Origin of the sequence: Parageobacillus thermantarcticus (assembly GCF_900111865.1) — a bacterium.
Taxonomy (GTDB): Bacteria; Bacillota; Bacilli; order Bacillales; family Anoxybacillaceae; genus Parageobacillus; species Parageobacillus thermantarcticus.
Window position 1 is genome coordinate 1 of record NZ_FOJS01000021.1, and the last position, 19618, is coordinate 19618.

Annotated in this window: 18 protein-coding genes, 2 tRNA genes and 1 rRNA gene; all 21 read right to left on the reverse strand. The window is 44.2% G+C overall.

All coding sequences use genetic code 11. The annotated features are described in order from the left end of the window. A 16S ribosomal RNA gene (locus tag BM278_RS10900) occupies window positions 1-183 on the reverse strand; the annotation flags it as partial. 391 nt (window positions 184-574) lie between these two features. Then, complete coding sequence (lysS, locus tag BM278_RS10905) at window positions 575-2059, reverse strand: lysine--tRNA ligase (RefSeq protein WP_090949672.1); 1485 nt, start codon at window positions 2057-2059, stop codon at window positions 575-577. Window positions 2060-2135: 76 nt separating this feature from the next. Further along, window positions 2136-3137 carry a tRNA dihydrouridine synthase DusB gene (dusB, locus tag BM278_RS10910; protein ID WP_090949674.1) on the reverse strand — a complete coding sequence of 334 codons (1002 nt, stop codon included), beginning with the start codon at window positions 3135-3137 and terminating at the stop codon, window positions 2136-2138. A 16-nt stretch (window positions 3138-3153) separates the two neighbouring features. Continuing rightward, window positions 3154-3375: a helix-turn-helix domain-containing protein gene (locus BM278_RS10915; protein WP_090949675.1), complete on the reverse strand. Its 222-nt coding sequence runs from the start codon at window positions 3373-3375 to the stop codon at window positions 3154-3156. Beyond that, the gene (folK, locus tag BM278_RS10920; protein WP_090949677.1) at window positions 3327-3854 is read right to left on the reverse strand and encodes a 2-amino-4-hydroxy-6-hydroxymethyldihydropteridine diphosphokinase; all 528 of its coding nucleotides are present in this window, start codon (window positions 3852-3854) and stop codon (window positions 3327-3329) included. Before folK ends, BM278_RS10915 begins: the two co-directional genes overlap by 49 nt. Further along, complete coding sequence (folB, locus tag BM278_RS10925; protein WP_279625760.1) at window positions 3855-4214, reverse strand: dihydroneopterin aldolase; 360 nt, start codon at window positions 4212-4214, stop codon at window positions 3855-3857. Beyond that, window positions 4207-4989: a dihydropteroate synthase gene (folP, locus tag BM278_RS10930; RefSeq protein ID WP_425272981.1), complete on the reverse strand. Its 783-nt coding sequence runs from the start codon at window positions 4987-4989 to the stop codon at window positions 4207-4209. The genes folB and folP overlap by 8 nt, the downstream gene beginning before the upstream one ends. Window positions 4990-5064: 75 nt before the next feature. Continuing rightward, window positions 5065-5937, reverse strand: a complete 873-nt coding sequence (pabC, locus tag BM278_RS10935; protein WP_090949683.1) for an aminodeoxychorismate lyase — start codon at window positions 5935-5937, stop codon at window positions 5065-5067. A gap of 4 nt (window positions 5938-5941) precedes the next feature. Then, window positions 5942-6520, reverse strand: coding sequence for an aminodeoxychorismate/anthranilate synthase component II (gene pabA, locus BM278_RS10940; RefSeq protein WP_090949685.1), 579 nt, complete (start codon window positions 6518-6520; stop codon window positions 5942-5944). 11 nt (window positions 6521-6531) lie between these two features. Further along, window positions 6532-7947 (reverse strand): anthranilate synthase component I, encoded by a 1416-nt coding sequence (trpE, locus tag BM278_RS10945; RefSeq protein WP_090949686.1) that lies wholly within the window; start codon window positions 7945-7947, stop codon window positions 6532-6534. A 114-nt stretch (window positions 7948-8061) separates the two neighbouring features. Then, a complete protein-coding gene (gene cysK / locus BM278_RS10950; RefSeq protein ID WP_090949688.1) occupies window positions 8062-8988 on the reverse strand; it encodes a cysteine synthase A in 927 nt (308 codons plus the stop codon). Window positions 8989-9083: 95 nt separating this feature from the next. Next, window positions 9084-9974 (reverse strand): Hsp33 family molecular chaperone HslO, encoded by an 891-nt coding sequence (hslO, locus tag BM278_RS10955; protein WP_090949690.1) that lies wholly within the window; start codon window positions 9972-9974, stop codon window positions 9084-9086. Window positions 9975-9988: 14 nt separating this feature from the next. After that, the gene (locus BM278_RS10960; RefSeq protein ID WP_090949749.1) at window positions 9989-10765 is read right to left on the reverse strand and encodes a type III pantothenate kinase; all 777 of its coding nucleotides are present in this window, start codon (window positions 10763-10765) and stop codon (window positions 9989-9991) included. Between the two features lie 96 nt (window positions 10766-10861). Continuing rightward, on the reverse strand, window positions 10862-12778 hold the full coding sequence (gene ftsH, locus BM278_RS10965) for an ATP-dependent zinc metalloprotease FtsH (RefSeq protein ID WP_090949692.1): 1917 nt from the start codon (window positions 12776-12778) through the stop codon (window positions 10862-10864). A gap of 95 nt (window positions 12779-12873) precedes the next feature. Continuing rightward, window positions 12874-13419: a hypoxanthine phosphoribosyltransferase gene (gene hpt, locus BM278_RS10970; RefSeq protein WP_090949694.1), complete on the reverse strand. Its 546-nt coding sequence runs from the start codon at window positions 13417-13419 to the stop codon at window positions 12874-12876. Between the two features lie 19 nt (window positions 13420-13438). Further along, window positions 13439-14827: a tRNA lysidine(34) synthetase TilS gene (gene tilS, locus BM278_RS10975; RefSeq protein WP_090949695.1), complete on the reverse strand. Its 1389-nt coding sequence runs from the start codon at window positions 14825-14827 to the stop codon at window positions 13439-13441. Between the two features lie 121 nt (window positions 14828-14948). Then, complete coding sequence (locus tag BM278_RS10980; RefSeq protein ID WP_090949697.1) at window positions 14949-15926, reverse strand: protein kinase domain-containing protein; 978 nt, start codon at window positions 15924-15926, stop codon at window positions 14949-14951. Continuing rightward, a complete protein-coding gene (locus BM278_RS10985; RefSeq protein ID WP_090949698.1) occupies window positions 15895-16629 on the reverse strand; it encodes a VWA domain-containing protein in 735 nt (244 codons plus the stop codon). Before BM278_RS10985 ends, BM278_RS10980 begins: the two co-directional genes overlap by 32 nt. Before the next feature lie 62 nt (window positions 16630-16691). After that, on the reverse strand, window positions 16692-19169 hold the full coding sequence (gene spoIIE, locus BM278_RS10990; protein ID WP_090949700.1) for a stage II sporulation protein E: 2478 nt from the start codon (window positions 19167-19169) through the stop codon (window positions 16692-16694). A 180-nt stretch (window positions 19170-19349) separates the two neighbouring features. Next, window positions 19350-19421 (reverse strand) — tRNA-Glu (locus tag BM278_RS10995). Between the two features lie 9 nt (window positions 19422-19430). Continuing rightward, window positions 19431-19504: transfer RNA gene (locus BM278_RS11000), tRNA-Met, on the reverse strand. Window positions 19505-19618 lie beyond the last annotated feature (114 nt).

Consider the following 19618-nt stretch of genomic DNA (forward strand, 5'->3'; position numbering starts at 1 on the left):
TGTTATCCGGTATTAGCTCCGGTTTCCCGGAGTTATCCCGGTCTTACGGGCAGGTTACCCACGTGTTACTCACCCGTCCGCCGCTAACCAAACAAGAGCAAGCTCCTGTTTGGTCCGCTCGACTTGCATGTATTAGGCACGCCGCCAGCGTTCGTCCTGAGCCAGGATCAAACTCTCCATAGAAAGTTGATTGGCTTATTCTCATAAGCTTCAGCGCCGACACCACAAGGCGCCAGTCGCCTTCGCTTTTCTGATTGTCTAGTTTCGGCTCCTAGCCCCTCGGGACGCTTCGGTCTCGCTGTGGCGGCAACAGCCTCCTCGCGAGCCCTCCAGCGCCTGTCAGGGCTAATCAGTCGCCTCCACTTTTCTATGTGGACGCTTCGTTTTGTTCAGTTTTCAAGGAACATTTTCTTTTTTAAGCGACTTTATCAATATATCATTTTTAAAATTTGGTGTCAATAGTTTTTTAAAAACGACATAATTTAATATATCAATTATATGTATAAAAGTCAATTACTTTTTTTAAAAAATTTTTATGTCCCCTATGATCCTTTTGTTCATAGGGGACACGATTTTATTTGTTACGCATTTGTGGAAATAGCAACACATCACGAATAGACGGTGAATTTGTCAATAGCATAACAAGTCGATCGACACCGATGCCTAAACCGCCTGTTGGTGGCATTCCATATTCCAGTGCTTCGATGAAGTCTTCGTCCATCTCATGTGCTTCGTCGTTTCCTTGCTCTCTCTCTTTCAGCTGTGCTTCGAAGCGCTCGCGTTGGTCAATTGGATCATTTAACTCAGTAAATGCGTTTGCATGCTCACGGCCAACGATAAACAACTCGAAACGATCTGTAAAGCGCGGATCGTCTGCATTTTTCTTAGCTAACGGTGAGATCTCTACCGGATGCCCATAAATAAACGTTGGCTGAATAAGCTTGTCCCCCACCTTCTGCTCAAAAAACTCATTAACAATATGGCCAAACGTCATGTGCGGAGCTATTTCTACACCATGCTCTTTTGCCAATTCCCTAGCTTCTTCATCGCTCATTTGTTTCCAAAAATCGACCCCTACATATTCTTTAATGGCGTCTACCATGTGAAGTCGTTTCCATTCAGGAGTTAAATCAACCGTGTGCTCCCCATACTGGATTTTTGTCGTCCCCAATACTTCTTGGGCGATGTGAGCAATTAAATTTTCCGTCAATGTCATAATATCGCGGAAATCCGCGTATGCTTCATATAGTTCAAGCATCGTAAATTCCGGGTTATGGCGTGTAGAAATTCCTTCATTACGGAACACACGACCTATTTCATAAACTTTTTCTAATCCGCCGACAATTAAACGTTTCAAATGAAGCTCGATCGCAATCCGCATATATAACGGCATATCTAACGCGTTATGATGAGTGATAAACGGACGAGCTGCCGCACCTCCGGCAATGGTGTGCATCATCGGCGTTTCGACTTCTAAATAACCATGGCTATCCAAGTAGCGGCGCATCGATTGAATAATCCGGCTACGAGTAATAAACGTATTTTTGCTGTCCGGATTCATAATTAAATCTAAATACCGTTGTCGATAGCGTTGCTCGATATCTTTTAGACCATGGTATTTCTCCGGAAGCGGGCGCAGCGCTTTCGTTAAAAATTCATAGGAGGATACTTTAATGGACAGCTCCCCTACTTTTGTTTTAAATACCGTTCCGCACACACCGATAATATCACCCAAGTCAGATGTTTTGAAAAGCTCGTACTGCTCTTGACCGACCGCGTCTTCGCGAACGTAAATTTGAATTTGGCCAGTGACATCTTGAATATGAGCGAACCCCGCTTTCCCTTTACCTCGTTTTGTCATAATCCGTCCAGCGACAGCAACTTTTATTTGTTTCTCTTCCAGTTCTTCCTTTGATAAATCTCCGTATAAATCAAACAACTCTTGTGCTTTATGCGTGCGCTCAAACCGTTTGCCAAACGGATCAATTCCCATTTCTCTTAATTTATGTAATTTTTCCCTGCGAACTCGCAATTGGTCGTTTAGTTCTTCATGACTCATATACGCTTCACTCCATTTAAAAAGTTTTTATGAAAAATACTGCCAGCGAAGGCTGGCAGCGAATATATCGACTCTTTTACACAGCCTGTGCATTCATTTGTTCTTTGCTTTCTACTTCTTCGACAAAATTAAGCAAAAGAGTGGCAAGTTGTTCGCGAGTGTTGCATTCATTAATCGCATTGCGAATTTTTGCGTTACCGCGCACTCCTTTTAAATACCACGCCGCATGCTTGCGCATTTCTTTTACCGCGATATGCTCGCCTTTTAACGCAATGAGGCGATCTAAATGCAAAAGGCACACTTCCACTTTTTCCCTTACCGTCGGTTCTGGGATTAATTCTCCCGTTTCTAAATAACGAACTGTTCGGTAGATCATCCATGGGTTCCCGAGAGCGGCGCGCCCGATCATCACGCCGTCCACACCTGTTTCTTCCAGCATCCGTTTTGCGTCTTGCGGCGTTTTTACATCACCGTTTCCAATGACAGGAATATTGACCGCTTCTTTTACTTGTTTAATGATATTCCAATCGGCTTTGCCTTCGTACATTTGCACCCTCGTTCTTCCGTGAACCGCTACCGCCTTGCCGCCGGCGCGCTCTACAGCTTGCGCATTTTCCACTGCGTAAATATGTTCTTCGTCCCAGCCGATTCGCATTTTTACTGTTACAGGTTTTTCCACTGCGTCTACAATCGCGGCAACGACATCATAAATTTTATTCGGATCTAAAAGCCATTTTGCACCTGCATCGCATTTCGTGATTTTTGGCACAGGGCATCCCATATTAATATCAATGATATCGGCGTTCGTATTTTTATCGACAAATTTTGCAGCTTCTACAAGCGTTTCTTTTTCTCCGCCAAAAATTTGCAAGCTTAGCGGTTTTTCGCGTTCATCAATATATAACATGTTTAGCGTTTTTTCGTTATTGTACACAATCCCTTTATCACTTACCATTTCCGCACAAACAAGCCCAGCTCCGAACTCTTTCACAGTAAGGCGGAATGCCGAATTGCACACACCGGCCATTGGCGCAAGGACAACGCGGTTTTTAATTTCTACATCGCCGATTTTAAACATCGGTCTGCCTCCTTTCTTATTCCCCAGACTCTGATCGTGGCGGAGCAAGCTCTTCAACAGATATATTCAACCGTTCGGCAATTTGCTGTACTAATTCCTCTGGCGGCAAACGATTTCCCCGCTCAATTTCTCCTAAAATCGACACAGATATGCCCAGTTCTTTTGCCAGCCTTTCTTGTGTATATCCTTTCAGCTTTCGAAAAGCGCGAATACGTCTTCCCCATTTTTCTGCTTCCATACGCGAACTCCTTCTTTGTCAGGTAGTCGATCTACGAGGCATAATAAATGTTGGGTAACATTCGGAATATGGATATCGCGATTTAATTCCAATAACGGAATCATCACAAATGCACGCTCCGTCATACGCGGATGAGGAATGGTAAGCTGTTCTGTTTCAATATTTTCGTGATTATATAATAAAATGTCAAGGTCCAACGTTCGCGGTCCCCAACGTATTTCCCTTTTTCTCCCAAAATTTTGTTCGATTTTTTGCGTAACATCTAGTAACGCAAAAGGAGAAAGGGAAGTATAAATTTTAATAACCATATTTAAAAACTTACCTTGATGGACATAGCCGACTGGTTCGGTCTCATAAATAGACGAAGTAGCGGCGACGGAAATGTGTTCATGGCTATCCAGCATTTTGACGGCTTCCCGCAAATAATAGAAGCGATCGCCGATATTAGAACCGATTGCAATATACGCATAATTTTCCATTTAACGACCCCTTACAATTTCTACTGCGACAGATTCATAATGACCTTGAATGGGCGGATTTGGTTTTGTCACTTTAATCGTACAACGAGCAACGGTTGGAAAAGAAGATAATATTTGCTCAGCGATCGTTTCCGCCACTGCTTCGATTAACGAAAATCGCCGTTGCTCGACGACATTTCGGCAAATATCGTATACTTCCGCATAATTAATCGTATCATCTAACTGATCGCTTTTTCCAGCTTTTTGTAAATCCGTCTCGAGGATGACGTCGACAATAAAGCGCTGCCCAAGCACATTTTCTTCTGGAAGAACGCCGTGATATCCGTAGAATTCCATACGGTGAAGATAAATTTTATCGATCGCCCTCCACTCCTTTTCCAAGCATTGCGTCCATCATTTTCGCCATTCGCGCAATTGGCAATACATCGTGAACGCGGACAATGTGGGCTCCCTTTGCGATTCCGAAGCATACGGTCGCTCCTGTTCCTTCGACTCGTTCATCGACCGGTAAATCAAGAACACGACCGATAAACCGTTTCCGTGACGTTCCAAGCAAAAGCGGATACCCCAGTTTGACAAATTCGTCTAAACGGCGCATGATTTCTAGGTTATGTTCAAATGTTTTCGCAAACCCGATACCCGGATCTAAAATAATGTTTTCGTCTTTCACGCCCGCGCGTTTTACGATTGCGACACTTTCCATTAAATCGGAAATCATGTCAGAAATTAAATCACGATACTGAAGATCGTGACGATTATGCATTAAAATAATCGGAACATCGTAAAAAGCGGCGACTTCCGCCATCTTTTCATCCGCTTTCGCTCCCCACACGTCGTTAATGATGTGCGCTCCCGCTTCGATCGCTTGTCTGGCGACTTCGGCTTTATACGTATCTACGGAAATAGGGACATCGACTTCTTGAGCTACCGCTTTTACCACAGGAATTACCCGCCGCAGTTCTTCCTCGAGCGATACTTTTTCCGCACCGGGACGAGTCGATTCCCCTCCAATATCAATAATGTCCGCTCCATCGGCAACAAGTTGTTTTGCGTGCTCGACCGCGCGATCGAGATCATAAAACCGTCCACCGTCAGAGAAAGAATCCGGCGTTACGTTGACAATGCCCATGACCATTGTCTTTTTCCGCAAATCCAACTCGTAATCTCCACAGCGAAGTACAAAAGGAGTGATATTGGTTGTAGCCAACGTTCATTCCATCCTTTCTACCAACTCATATTTTGTCCATAAAAATGATGTGAAATGCTTGTAATGCTTCTGCAATAATGAAGTGACCGGCCCATCGGCACCCGGATAAGCACGGTCATCCATTTGATAAATAGGGACGATTTCTTGAATAGAATTTGTCACAAATATTTCATCTGCTTGTCGCAGATGATCAAGTGTATAAAAACCTTCTTGACATTCGATTTTTAACGCATTCAACAGCGCAATCACAAATTGTCTTGTCACACCATTTAAAATTCCAGTATGAAGCGCTGGAGTGTATACCGTGCCGCTTTTTACCCAAAAAATATTCGAGACAATTCCCTCGGCAACATATCCTTGTTCATTCAAAAAAATGCCTTCCACGTCGGTACGGGCGCCAATTTCCCGTTTGCCGATAATATTGTTCAAATAATGATGCGACTTTAACCGTTCTTTTCCCTCGGGAGTGTTTCGTCTCGTTTTTAAAACGATGCCGATCTTTCCTTTTGAAAAGGAAGGAGCCAAAATCGGCTTCATGTACATAATGACCGTCGGTTGATCGTACTTGCTTGTTTGTAAGCCAATATCCCCGATGCCTGCCGAAACATTTAAGCGAACATAAGCATTTTGCAATCGATTTGCTTCCAAAAGACGATGAAGTATTTCCATCACTTCACAGCGAGTAAAAGATTTGGCGATATTCATCTCCCGCAAGCTATGATTCAACCGCTCCAAATGGTCGTCTAACAAAAACGGATGGCCATCGTACGTGCGAAACGTTTCAAATACACCAAGCCCGTATAAAAAGCCGTGGTCAAACGGCGAAATACGCGCTTCATCCTTATGAACGACTCGTCCATCGACATATACATACATACGGCTATCGAACCCTTTTATACGTTTGGATAAAGTTCTCCAACAGCTTCATTCCATGGCTTGTCATAATCGACTCTGGATGAAACTGAACCCCTTCAACCGGCAATGTTTTATGGCGAATCGCCATAATTTCGTTTTCTTCCGTCCACGCGGAAATTTCAAAACAATCCGGCAACGTCTCTTTTTCAACGATAAGAGAATGGTAACGAGTGGCTGTAAACGGGCTAGGAATATTAGTGAAAACGGTTTTTCCGTCATGGAAAATTTGCGATGTTTTCCCATGCATTAAACGATCGGCACGAACGACTTTTCCGCCGAATGCTTGCGCAATCGCCTGATGGCCGAGGCAAACCCCAAAAATCGGGATTTTTCCTGCAAAATATTCGATCGCTTCTATGCTGACGCCAGCTTCATTCGGAGTGCAGGGACCAGGGGAGATCATCAGAAAATCAGGACTTAATGCCTCTATGCCCTTAATCGTAATTTCATCGTTCCGTTTTACAACTAATTCTTCCCCCAATACCCCCAAATATTGAACTAAATTGTATGTAAACGAATCGTAATTATCAATCATCAAAATCATCTTGTCTCACCTCATACTCTTAATAGTTTCTCCGCTTCGCTCATCTCTTTTGCTTTCCAAAGGGCCGCCGCCTTTTTTAAACATTCGCGATATTCATGTTCGGGATGGGAATCGATGACAATTCCGGCTCCCGCTTGTACATGCGCGATTCCATCTTTAGCAATCATCGTACGAATCGCAATATTGAATTCCATATCACCATCGAAGCTAATCCACCCGATGGAACCGGTATATACGCCGCGACGTACCGGCTCAAGCTCTTCGATAATCTCCATTGTCCGCACTTTTGGAGCTCCAGTAATCGTGCCGCCAGGGAACATTGCTTGTAAACAATCAAACGCATCTTTTCCTTGCTTTAATTTTCCTGACACATGGGACACGATATGCATAACGTGGGAATAACGCTCGATTGTCATCCATTCATCTACTTTCACCGTGCCATATTGGCATACACGCCCCAGATCATTGCGCTCTAAATCGACGAGCATCACATGTTCCGCTATTTCTTTTTCGCTAGAAAGCAGCTTTTTTGCCAGCCGTCTGTCTTCTTCCTTCGTCTTCCCGCGTGAGCGCGTTCCGGCAATCGGCCTTGTGCTAATATCATCTCCCCGCTTTTTGACAAGCAATTCAGGCGAATTGCTAACGATTTGAAACTCCGGAAAGTGGATGTACGCCATGTACGGAGACGGATTAATGACGCGCAGCTGCTCATAAATATGAAATGGATGTGTCAACAGCGGCTTCGATTGCCGCACGGATAAATTCACTTGAAACACGTCTCCCTGGGCAATATATTGCTGGACTTTTTTTACAGCTTCAACAAAATCTTCTTTTGTCATCGACACCGATGAGATGGCGTCTCGTTTTTGAAACGTCCATTCGCTATCGCTTTTCTTCTCTTCCAACCAACGTGACTCATAAAAAGAAAGGCGCCGTTTTGCTTCCAGTTCTTCGCCGTCCGCGTAATGAACAATCAGATGAAGTTGCTGTTTTTGATGGTCATATACGAATACGTCGTCAAAAATCAAAAAGTACATAGTTGGAAGCTGCAAATCGTCTCGCGCATACGAAGGGATTTTCTCAATATATCTTGCGCAGTCATAGCTGATATAACCAATCGCTCCACCTTGAAAAGGCAGTTCGCTTTTGGAAAAGTGAAGCGAAAATTGCGCAAACCATTGTTTGAGCAATAATAGCGGATTCCCTTCATACTGCTTTTCTTCACCGTGATAAGAGATGAAGAGCTGATTTTCTTTCGCTTGAATGATACCTGCAGGAGTTAAACCGATAATGCTGTAACGCCCGCCTTGACCGCTTTCTAGCAAAACATGGTACGGCTCACGAGCGGCAAGCGCCTTATATTGCCGAAACCAATCGCGTTTTGGGTAAGAGAGCGTCCGCCTCTTTCTATTTCCCCATTTTCGCACAATGACGTCACTCCTTATTTTCGACCATTGCACATTTTTATTGTACAATGAGTCGCCAAACATATCATTACAAAAAATTTCGACAGGGGCCTTCTCCCTGTCGAAATCGCATGATTATTCATCAAATTGGTAAAGCGGAGTGCTTAAGTAGCGTTCACCGTTACTTGGGATAATTGCCAACACTTTTTTCCCTTTGCCAAGTTCTTTGGCGACTTTTAATGCAGCATGAATAGCGGCGCCAGAAGAAATTCCGCCAAGAATTCCTTCTTCGCGGGCAGCGCGGCGGGCAGCAGCGAACGCTTCCTCCGTCGTTACCGTAATGACTCCATCGTAAATGTTTGTATCTAAAATGTCCGGCACAAATCCGGCACCGATTCCTTGAATTTTGTGTGGGCCTGGTTTTCCGCCGGATAATACAGGCGAATCAGCAGGCTCTACCGCATAAATTTTAATGTTTGGATATTTTTCGCGAAGAACTTGTCCCGCTCCAGTAATCGTTCCGCCAGTACCAACGCCGGCAATAAACGCGTCTAATTGGTCGCCCATTTGTTCAACAATTTCTTTCCCTGTCGTCAACCGGTGGATTTCCGGGTTTGCCTCGTTTTTAAATTGTTGCGGCATAAAATAGCCATGCTCTTTTACCAATTCTTCTGCTTTCGCAATCGCGCCGCGCATTCCTTGGCTTCCCGGCGTAAGCACTAATTCGGCGCCATATGCGCGCAATAAATTGCGGCGCTCTAAACTCATCGTATCCGGCATGACTAAAATCGCTTTATATCCTTTTGCCGCTGCGACCATTGCCAGCCCGATTCCTGTGTTTCCGCTTGTCGGCTCAACAATCGTGTCACCAGGTTTTATTTTTCCCTCTTTTTCCGCAGCTTCGATCATCGCCAAGGCAATACGGTCTTTCACGCTGCTTCCAGGGTTCATAAATTCCAGTTTTAAATAAACATCGGCACTACCTTCATCGACAATACGATTTAATTTCACTACCGGCGTATCACCAATCAGTTCTGTAACAGAGTTTGCTACTTTTGCCATATTTCCACCCCTAATCCCGATTAATTTTATAGAATTTGTCTCCAATGTATCAATTATTGGCTTAATTGTCAATCATTTTGATTTTTTTAAATTTTTTATTCTTCTTTCGCGTTTGCGAGCTGTTTCAGCTGCTCGAGTTCCTCTTTCGTGAAACGGTACGTTTCGTTGCAAAAATGACATGACGCTTCAGCGTACCCTTCTTTGTCAATAATGTCTTGAATTTCCTGCGCTCCTAAGCTGATCAGCGCATCGGCAATTCGCTCCCGTGAACAGCGGCAAACAAACGCGACTGGAAGCGTCTCTAGCACTTTGACATTTCCCTTTCCAAGCAGTTCTTCCAAAATCTCTTCCGGCGTCAATCCTTTTTCTACCATTCTTGAGACAGGCGGAATCGTCCGTAAACGATTTTCAATCTGATCAATCGTCTTTTCTTCCGTTCCCGGCATCAGCTGGATGATAAAACCTCCCGCCGCCAATATCGTGTTGTCGGGATTGACAAGTACACCGACGCCGACAGAAGATGGAACTTGTTCCGAAGATGCAAAATAATACGTAAAATCTTCACCAAGCTCTCCCGAGATAATCGGCACTTGTCCAGTAAAGAAGTCACGCAGTCCTAGGTCTTTTACGACCGTTAACATGCCGTTTGTGCCGACTGCTTTTGCGACGTCCAACTTCCCATGTTCGTTTAAATCAAAGTGGACGTGTGGATTCGTAACGTATCCGCGCACCTCCCCCTTCGCGTTGCTGTCGACAAGGATGGTGCCGATTGGACCGCCGCCATCAATTTTAATCGTTAATTTATCATCTCCTTTTAACATAGCTCCCATCATGACGCCCGCCGTAATCGCCCGGCCAAGCGCCGCGGAAGCAGTCGGCCATGTTTGGTGGCGGCGCTGCGCCTCGCTGACTGTATCCGTTGTTCGAGCAGCATACGCTCTTACTTGTCCATCATAAGCTAAAGCCTTCACTAAGTAGTCTGACATACCAACTCAACCTTTCATTGTTTTTTATCAACGTTTTTTTCGTATAAAATTTTCAAGCCCGTTAATGTCAAAAATGGATCGACAATATCAATGACATCCGATTCGCTGGCAATTAACGAAGCCAATCCTCCCGTCGCTATCACTTTTGGCGGGACAGGGCTTTTTGCTTTCATCCGCGAGACAATGCCTTCCACCTGCCCGACATATCCGTATAAAATCCCAGCTTGCATCGCGCTAACGGTATTTTTTCCGATAATATCATCCGGTCGGGCGATTTCAATACGCGGCAATTTCGCGGCTCGTGCAAACAGCGCCTCCGTGGAAATCATAATCCCCGGGGCGATCGCCCCTCCCATATATTGTTTATGTTCGTTAATATAACAATACGTTGTCGCCGTACCAAAATCGACAATGATGAGCGGGCTGCCATATAAATGAATGCCGGCAACCGCGTTGACGATTCGGTCCGCACCTACTTCCCGCGGGTTATCGTATTTAATGTCAAGGCCTGTTTTAATCCCTGGACCGACGATAATCGGCTTAATATGAAAATATTTTAAACACATTCGCTCAAGCGCAAACATAATCGGCGGCACAACCGAGGAAATAATAATGCCATCAATATCGGAAAACTGAAGCCCGACGTGGTTCAATAACGCCTTGATCGTCATGCCGTATTCATCTTCCGTTTTGCCGCGGCTCGTTTCGATGCGCCAATGATGTTTTAATTCGTCTCCATCATATACCCCTAATACCGTATTTGTATTGCCGACGTCTAAGACAAAAATCATCGTTTCATCCCCACTTTTCACCATTGTTACTTCCTACATCATACCATATCTTGTCGCTTATCTGATAAAAAAAGATGCCCCTTATAAAGAGACATCTTACTCATCTTTCTTTTGAATATTTATTTTTACATCATTGTCGTGATCGCCATTATCGTTATTATTATTGTCATTATCATTATTTGCATCGCGGTTTGGCAATGTTCCGTGTTCAAATAAATGTTTAATTTGTTCCGCATCCAACGTTTCCACTTCCAAAAGCGTAGTGGCGATTAACTCAAGTTTGTCTCTATATTGCGTTAAAATATTTTTCGCTTTTTCATAACATTCCTTAATGATCCGCTGAATTTCCAAATCGATTTCATACGCGATTTTATCGCTGTAATTTTGCTCATTGTGCAAGTCGCGACCTAAAAATATTTGCCCGCTCGGCTGCCCAAATTGCAGCGGTCCAAGCTTCTCGCTCATTCCAAACTCGGTCACCATGCGGCGAGCAATGTTCGTCGCGCGTTGAAAGTCGTTATGCGCCCCTGTGCTAACTTCGTTAAACACGATTTCTTCCGCGACGCGACCGCCTAATAGACCGGTAATTTTGTCCATTAGCTCCGGCTTTGTCATAAAATAACGATCTTCTTTCGGAAGCATCACCGCATAGCCTCCCGCTTGGCCACGCGGAACGATCGTCACTTTATGCACCATTTCCGCGTCATCGAGCACCATGCCAATAACGGTATGCCCCGCTTCATGGTATGCAACAATGCGCCGCTCTTTTTCCGAGATAACGCGGCTTTTCTTTGCTGGTCCGGCAATGACGCGGTCTGTCGCCTCATCAATGTCGCTCATGTCAATTTTCTTTTTATTTCGTCGCGCCGCAACAAGCGCCGCCTCGTTCAGCAAGTTTTCCAAATCCGCCCCGGAAAAGCCCGGCGTACGCATCGCGATCGTTTTTAAATCAACGGACTCGTCGAGCGGCTTATTGCGAGCATGTACGCGCAATACCGCTTCACGGCCTTTCACGTCCGGACGGTCCACCGTAATTTGCCGGTCAAAACGGCCTGGCCGCAACAACGCTGGGTCTAAAATATCCGGGCGGTTTGTCGCCGCGATAATAATAATTCCTTCATTGCCGCTGAAACCATCCATTTCCACAAGCAATTGGTTGAGCGTTTGTTCGCGTTCATCATGTCCGCCGCCAAGACCTGCGCCGCGTTGCCGGCCAACCGCGTCAATTTCGTCAATAAAAATGATACAAGGCGCGTTCTTTTTCGCTGTTTCAAACAAGTCCCGTACACGCGATGCACCGACACCGACGAACATTTCTACGAAATCCGAACCGCTGATCGAGAAAAACGGCACGCCAGCTTCTCCAGCAACCGCGCGCGCGAGCAACGTTTTCCCCGTTCCAGGAGGCCCAACAAGAAGCACTCCTTTTGGAATGCGGGCACCGAGTTCGACAAACTTCCGCGGGTCTTTTAAAAACTCAACAATTTCGATAAGCTCTTGTTTTTCTTCGTCAGCGCCAGCAACATCGCGGAAACGAACTTTTCTTTTGTCGTCCGTGTATAATTTCGCCCGGCTTTTCCCAAAGTTCATTACCCGGCTGCCGCCGCCTTGTGCTTGATTCAACAAGAAGAAAAACAAGATAAAAATAATCACAAACGGGATGATCGAAGTGAAAAAGGTAACCCATCCGCTCGTCTCATCCGCTGGCATTACTTCTACTCTCGTCCGCTTCGCTGCAGCATCAATGCGATTCAATACCGTATCACTGTTCATGACATAAGTGGAAAAGTATTGATCCTCGCTGTACGATTTGAGCTGCCCTCTTATTTCATATACGCCGCGCTCCGGCTTCATGGAAAACGACTTTACATCGCCATTTTCTAAATGGGTCATAAACGCATCGTATGTCATCGGTTCCGTTCGCTGATTGCTTCCGTTGAAGAAGCTAACCACGCCGATGACGACGAGAAAAATCAATAAATAAAATATTGTATTTCGGAAGATCCGATTCATTTCTTGCCTCCTCCCATATGAAACACACTATAGTCAATAGTATCATAGAAAATTGGATAAATACAAACAATTCGTTAGCGGCTTGAAAAGCAAATTTATTTATTGTACACTTCCGGTTTCAACACTCCGATATAAGGAAGATTACGGTATTTTTCACCATAGTCTAAGCCATAACCGACGACAAACTCGTCAGGGACAATAAACCCGGTATAATCTGCTTGAATGTTCGTTTTACGCCCTGAAGGTTTATCTAATAACGTCACGATTTTAATGGAGTTGGCTTTTCGGTAACGGAATAAATCGACCAAATAGCTTAACGTTAAGCCACTGTCAATAATATCTTCAATAATTAAAATATCGCGCCCTTCCACCGAAGTATTCAAATCCTTTAAAATTTTCACTTCGCCAGATGATACCGTCGCATTCCCGTAACTCGATACATCCATAAAATCCATTTCCAAATATGTATCGATATGCTTTAACAAGTCCGCCATAAACGGCATTGCCCCTTTTAATACGCCGACCGCCAACGGAAAACGACCCTCATATTCTTCTGTCAACAGTTTGCCTAATTCCTTGACTTTTTCCTGAATCTGTTGTTCAGTAATTAATATTTTTTGAATGTCGTCTTTCATCCCCATCTTTTTTCCTCCTAGCTGTTCATTGCTCTTTATAGTGTAATACAATATAGCGCGCTTTTGTAACATCTATTGCCTCAAAATTTGATTTTTTTAACTTTGGAACCCATAAAATATTTCCTTCCCCGTCTTCGACGATTGGCCAGCGGTCTCTTTCGTATAAAGGGATTTTCGCTTCGATGAAAATTTCCTTAATTTTCTTCGTCCCCTTTGTTCCTTTCAACGTCATTCGATCACCAACGCGGCGTGTTCGCACCCGTAACGGAAAACGAACCGTTTCCGGATCAATAATGAACACATCGTTTCCTCTCCGTTCTTTCGGATAGTGTTCCCAAATTTCACTAATGATTACATGATCGTTTGGGAGGGGCAATATAGCTGGAACGTCGAGTTCGAACATATAACTCACATCTTCTTTTTCTTCGCGAAATGTAAACAAGCAACAGTCATAAGAACGAACCACTTTCAAGCCGCGCGGAAAGTCTAACCTTCCGGAGGGATGGTTGCGATTTAAAAACGCCAATAAATTATGGATATGTATAGAAGAAAGGGAAGAAGGGATTTCCTTATAAAGATAGTTCAATATTAGTTGAATCCCTCTTCTTTGTAAAGGCTTTGGCATCGCCTGAAACGGCTCAATCTTTAACGCAACTGCATCATCTTGTTTTTTCATTACCTTATTCATTGCGTCTTTCGCCAATTCCTCTAAAAATAACTCATCTTCCATCGCCATTTCGCTATACGATTGAAACCGCTCGTGAAGACGCGGGTTTTCTTTTTTTAAAAACGGGATGACATGATGGCGAAACCGATTTCTCGTATAATCGTCTTTATCATTGCTAGCGTCATGACGCGGCGTAATGTGATGTTTTTGACAATACGCATCAATATGGGCGCGGCTGACCGCCAAAAATGGGCGGATAATATATCCTCCGTGAAACGGACGCTTTGCCGGAATACCGGCATAGCCTTTGCTAGTGCTGCCGCGCACAAGCCGCATTAAAATCGTTTCGACTTGGTCATCACCATGATGGCCTAAAGCTAAATAATTTGCTTTATATTTTTCCATCAGTTCACCGAAAAAACGGTAACGGCATTGGCGCGCTGCCTCCTGCACACCTAATTTAAACTGGCGCTGAAATGCGGGAACATCAATTTGCACCGCCTCACATATAATACCGCGCGCTTGGCAAAAATGTTTCACAAAATTCATATCTTCTTCCGACTGTTTCCCGCGAAACATATGATCGACATGAGCGGCGATCAACGTGATATTCCATTTTTGCCGAATCGACCAAAAAAAATGTAATAACGCCAGCGAATCGGGGCCTCCCGATACCCCAACAATGACCGTTGCATTCGGTGTGAGCAGCTTATGCTTTTTGATAAATTCGCAAACTTCCGCAATCATTCGGAGAAACCCTCTTTTATCACGTAATTTCTCATTTTCATCGTACCATTATTACAATATTTTCTCAAAAATCCCGCCCATTATTTTATCAATAAATAGGCGCTATAGCGACAAAAATTTGTCAAGGAAGTATTTGATGATATACATATATTGCATAAGCGCATAAAAGTACGGCAATGATCAGCGCCGTTTCCACCACGCTCTTTGCTTTTCCGCGTTTTCTTTTTTTGCTTCGTTGTGATTTCTGAGTTGTTTTTTTGGAAGCGCGCTGCTTGGAATGGGAATGAGCAGAACGATGAATAGTAGCCAACAAGTCTTGCTTCATTTCGGAAGCTCTTTTATACTTCCCGTCAATCGCCTTCATTAATACCGCCTGATATTTTCGTAGCATCCCATCTGCTTGAATGATGGAAATGAGCTGATGCCGCCCATCTCCCTTCCGTTCCAACTTGATCGGGCAGCAAGACTGGATCATAATCATCGCCACCGCAAACAAATCATATGAAGGTTCTGCTTTTCGTGATCCTAACCCCCAGTAGCCGCGATCGTAAAGTTCGGTAAACTCTTTAATCGCTCTTCCTTGTAACGTTGTCCCTCCTACATCAAGAAGGCGGACCGTCGGCGGCGGACCTGCGACCAACAAATTTTCCGGCTTCAAATCGCCAAATACCCATCCTTCTTGATGAAGTTTGTCGAGCGCGGATAAAAGCTGCAACAAAAGAATGACGATCCACTCTTTTCCGCGTTTACGGATAAATGTGGAAAAATCTTCCCCTTTTATATATTCCATCACGTAAAAAGGAATATGTTTCTTCATCAAAGGAGTTACCCAGTCATCGACATCTAGCAAAGAAGGTCCAAGGGCGACTCCTTGGACCTTGGAAAACCGACGTAATACATTGACTTCCGATGTGACCGCTTCGCTATTATCGCTCAACTTTAACGCGACAATCCCTTTCATGCTTTCCGCCAAATAAACGACCCCATTTGCTCCATGTCCAAGCGGTTTTAACAGCTTGTACGACTGATGATGCCACTTTCCAGTAACGACCGTCCCGGCCCGAAGGTTACATAGACCCTTCAAAGTATGATTCATCATCGCGGATCAGACTCCTTAATGAGCGCTTTCTCTCAAAATACGTTAGTGCTTCGCGCAAGGCTGGTCCAGTCGGTGTCAAGCCTCCCGATGTCAATTTTGGAAAAACGGTGGAAAGCTCCTCCATTTTCGGCGTCCAATCTACAATTTTTTCGACATTTCCTCGTTTTCCCGGAAATACAAATACAGCAAAACGATTATCGCCGATGCGCGCATTAAGGCTAAGGGACAAATCAAGCAGCGCCTCTTTCACCGTCGGTAGTTTCGTTTTCATACTTCCGCTCGTATCTATTAATATTAAAACTTCTAATTCCACCGTTTCCCCAAGTTCATCGACGACTTCCATCACCTCACCTCGTTTTTCCGGGGGCAAATCTTCAAGCGACACGTCCGGTCCTAATATTTGCTTCAATTCTTTGTTCACGACACCTTGAAGCGTTTGCGTCATCGCTTTCCTCGTCACCATTTGCACCGTTTGAGACAGCTGTTTTGCATAGACGACTTGGCTAATTCCACCTCCCGATAAAGCGATCCCTTCAATTTCACGCAACCCGCTTTCATCAATCGTATCTTGGTCGAGAACACCGATTACATTCACCGTAATCCCTTGTTCTTTCGCCAAAGCAGCCATCGCAATCGGATCTTCGCCATGATTGGAACACCCATCCGTAATCAGTAAAATTTGTCGTAATGTTCCTTTGCGCATGTTTTCATCCCCTCCTCAGCTAATGTATTACAAGCATCGCCGGAGGATAGGGATTTTATACACTATTGCGCTTTTTTTGTATACATATAGGCCGGAATCGTCGCCCATTTTGGCGTATTATGCTTAATTTTTGCGACGACTACCGTCATGTCGTCTTCAATTCTTCCAGAACGGCTGCGGATGACTTCTTCCATGATTAAATCCGCTACTGCCTGCGGGTCGTTCGTTTTCAATTCTTTAATTTTTCGCTTCATCCATACGTCGTGATTTTCCACGTGCGGCGGCCCCTCGAACACCCCATCGCTCATCATAATAAGCAAATCACCCGCTTTTAATTGTTCACTGACAATCTCAAATTCTGCTTCTTTAATAATGCCGATTGGCAAATTGCTCGCCTCGATTTTCATGACTTTATCCCCACGCTTAACAAAGCTCGGCGTGGAACCGATTTTTAAAAACTTTGTCACAGCATTTTGCAAATCAATAATGGCTAAATCTAGTGTAGAAAACATATCTTCTGTCGTTCGCAACGACAAAATAGAATTAACGGATTTAATGGCGATCGATTCATCCATCCCTGTTTGTAAAATCTTTTGTAAAAGACGCAGCGTTTCATTGCTTTCATGATGTGCTCGTTCTCCATTTCCCATTCCATCACTGATCGCAATCGCATACTTTCCTGTTCCAAGTTCAATCATCGAATAGCTATCCCCTGAAACAAGCCCGCCGCCTTTCGCGGCAAACGCCACACCCGTTTCGACGACGAACGCTCTCGCCGAGCCGAATGCGACCCGGCAGTAGCCGTTCGGGTAAACGGCGCATTCTTCTCGCTTTACCACGATCGTTTCTCCCAAAATATCCGATAGCATCGGCGCAATCAATTTTTCGCATTCACCGCGGCCTTCGCAATATGGAACGCTCATTTCAATATCGATATTTCCTTTTTCCAAGCTATAAATGTCAACATGACCGATTTCAATCCCAAACTCCTGCAAGGCGTGAAAAATTTGTTCTTCCTGCAAATAATGATTTTCGCGTTCGCGCTGAATTTCCTTCGCAAAATCTTCCATCACCTGCGAGACACCTAACAATTGTTCAGCAACTAACTTTCTGCTTTCATTCATTTGCTTGCGCACTTTGCGATTCGCTCGATAAAGCGCCACATCTTTTTCAATCATGTCGACTACTTTACCTGCTTTTACGCAATGGCGCTCCCATTCTCGCAATAGTTTGCGATTATGCTCCAATTTTCCCGCATCCGCTTCTAGCATTATTTTCTTCATATACTCATATGTTGTATCAAAGTGGCATGACCAACATTGCTCTTTTTTAAAGCAAGTTTGGCACGTTCTCCCTGCAATGTCACTTAGAAAATAATCAATTTCTCGCTCATTGTAGTCTTCCGAGGAAGTTAAGTTTTCCGTCGAAAAGCTATTGGCTAACGCTTGAAACACGTGGGAAAATTGCGAAACGCGCTGTGCCGTCACATCGCGAATTTTTCTGGCATATTGCTGCTGTTCATTGGCATATTCTACAGTACCGGGGATGTGTTTGGCGATCTTTTCCATTAATGAACGAGACGTACACATAAATAAAATCATCGCCAAGCACGACTCCATCACCGTCGGAACGATTTCCGCCTTGCCGTTTCCATATAAACCGATAAGCAACGTAGCGACAAGCAGCCCGAAAGACGCGCCGGCTTTCTTTCCTTCCTTTAGTAAACCTCCTAAAAGGCCGGCAAACGCTAACAAACTCATTTCATACAAATTACCAACGTTCGCCAAACTTAAAATAAGCCCTGTCACTACTCCTACTGTAGAACCAATCGTCGCCCCCGCCACGAGCGCAAAAATTAACACGAGATAGCGAGACATTACATGTTCGAGCGAAAGTCCATAAAACGTCCAACCGATCATTCCCGTCAACATGGACGCAATTAAAATAATCAGTGAAATGATTTCTTCCGCGCGTAACGCTTGTTTATGTTTACGGACCGCCAGCAGCGGAATGCTTTGGATAAAAATAAGTGTCAGTACAAATGCGAGCCCTGCTTCGACAAACGCCAGCACCGCTTCATACAACGTCTCGTTTTTTAGCAAATAACGCAAAATGAATAATTTTGCAAAAAATGATAGGAAAAATATTACAAGAGGTACGATTTTGATCGATTCACTAAAAAACTTTCGTAAAAAGGCGTTTACAATAAGAAACCCGAATATTCCGACAAAAACAAATAACATTGTCGCAAATGATAAAGTAAGTGAACCTGCAAGTAACGCAACAAATGCTAATGCCGCTTTATCGCGGCGCAGCATGTAAACAGCGGCAAAAAACGGCAAAGCGAACGGAGTTAGTTTGGATAAAATAAGGGCTCGTCCAAGCAAAAAACCAATAATAAGAAGAAGAAATCCCTTATGAATAAATAAGTGCCCGATTCGTAATTTCACATGGCGCATCCACCGTGACAACATAGCTTGCGTCTCGTTTATAGACACTTCCGAGATTCGGTTCATCCACCTTTTTTCTACTCTTTCCATTCCGATCCACTCCTTTGCTTTTCTTTTGCTCCTATTATATATTTTTAATTGTCAAAAATTTGTCAAAAAAAGAAAAGCGATCAAAAAAACCGTTCGACGTATTTTTTGATTACATGTCATAAACTCACAAACATATACAAAAAAACGAGGATGTTTCTTTAAAGAAACATCCTCGTTTAGTGACCCGTACGGGATTCGAACCCGTGTTACCGCCGTGAAAGGGCGGTGTCTTAACCACTTGACCAACGGGCCGCTTTTTGATAGCGGCGGAGGGAATCGAACCCTCGACCTCACGGGTATGAACCGTACGCTCTAGCCAGCTGAGCTACGCCGCCACGCAACAACATTTCCTATAATAATTGATCAAACATATTATTGTCAATAGTTTTTCTCGATTATCCCCTCTCGGCTAAAACGCGTGCTTATAGCCAGCTTGATCGGCAGCCTCA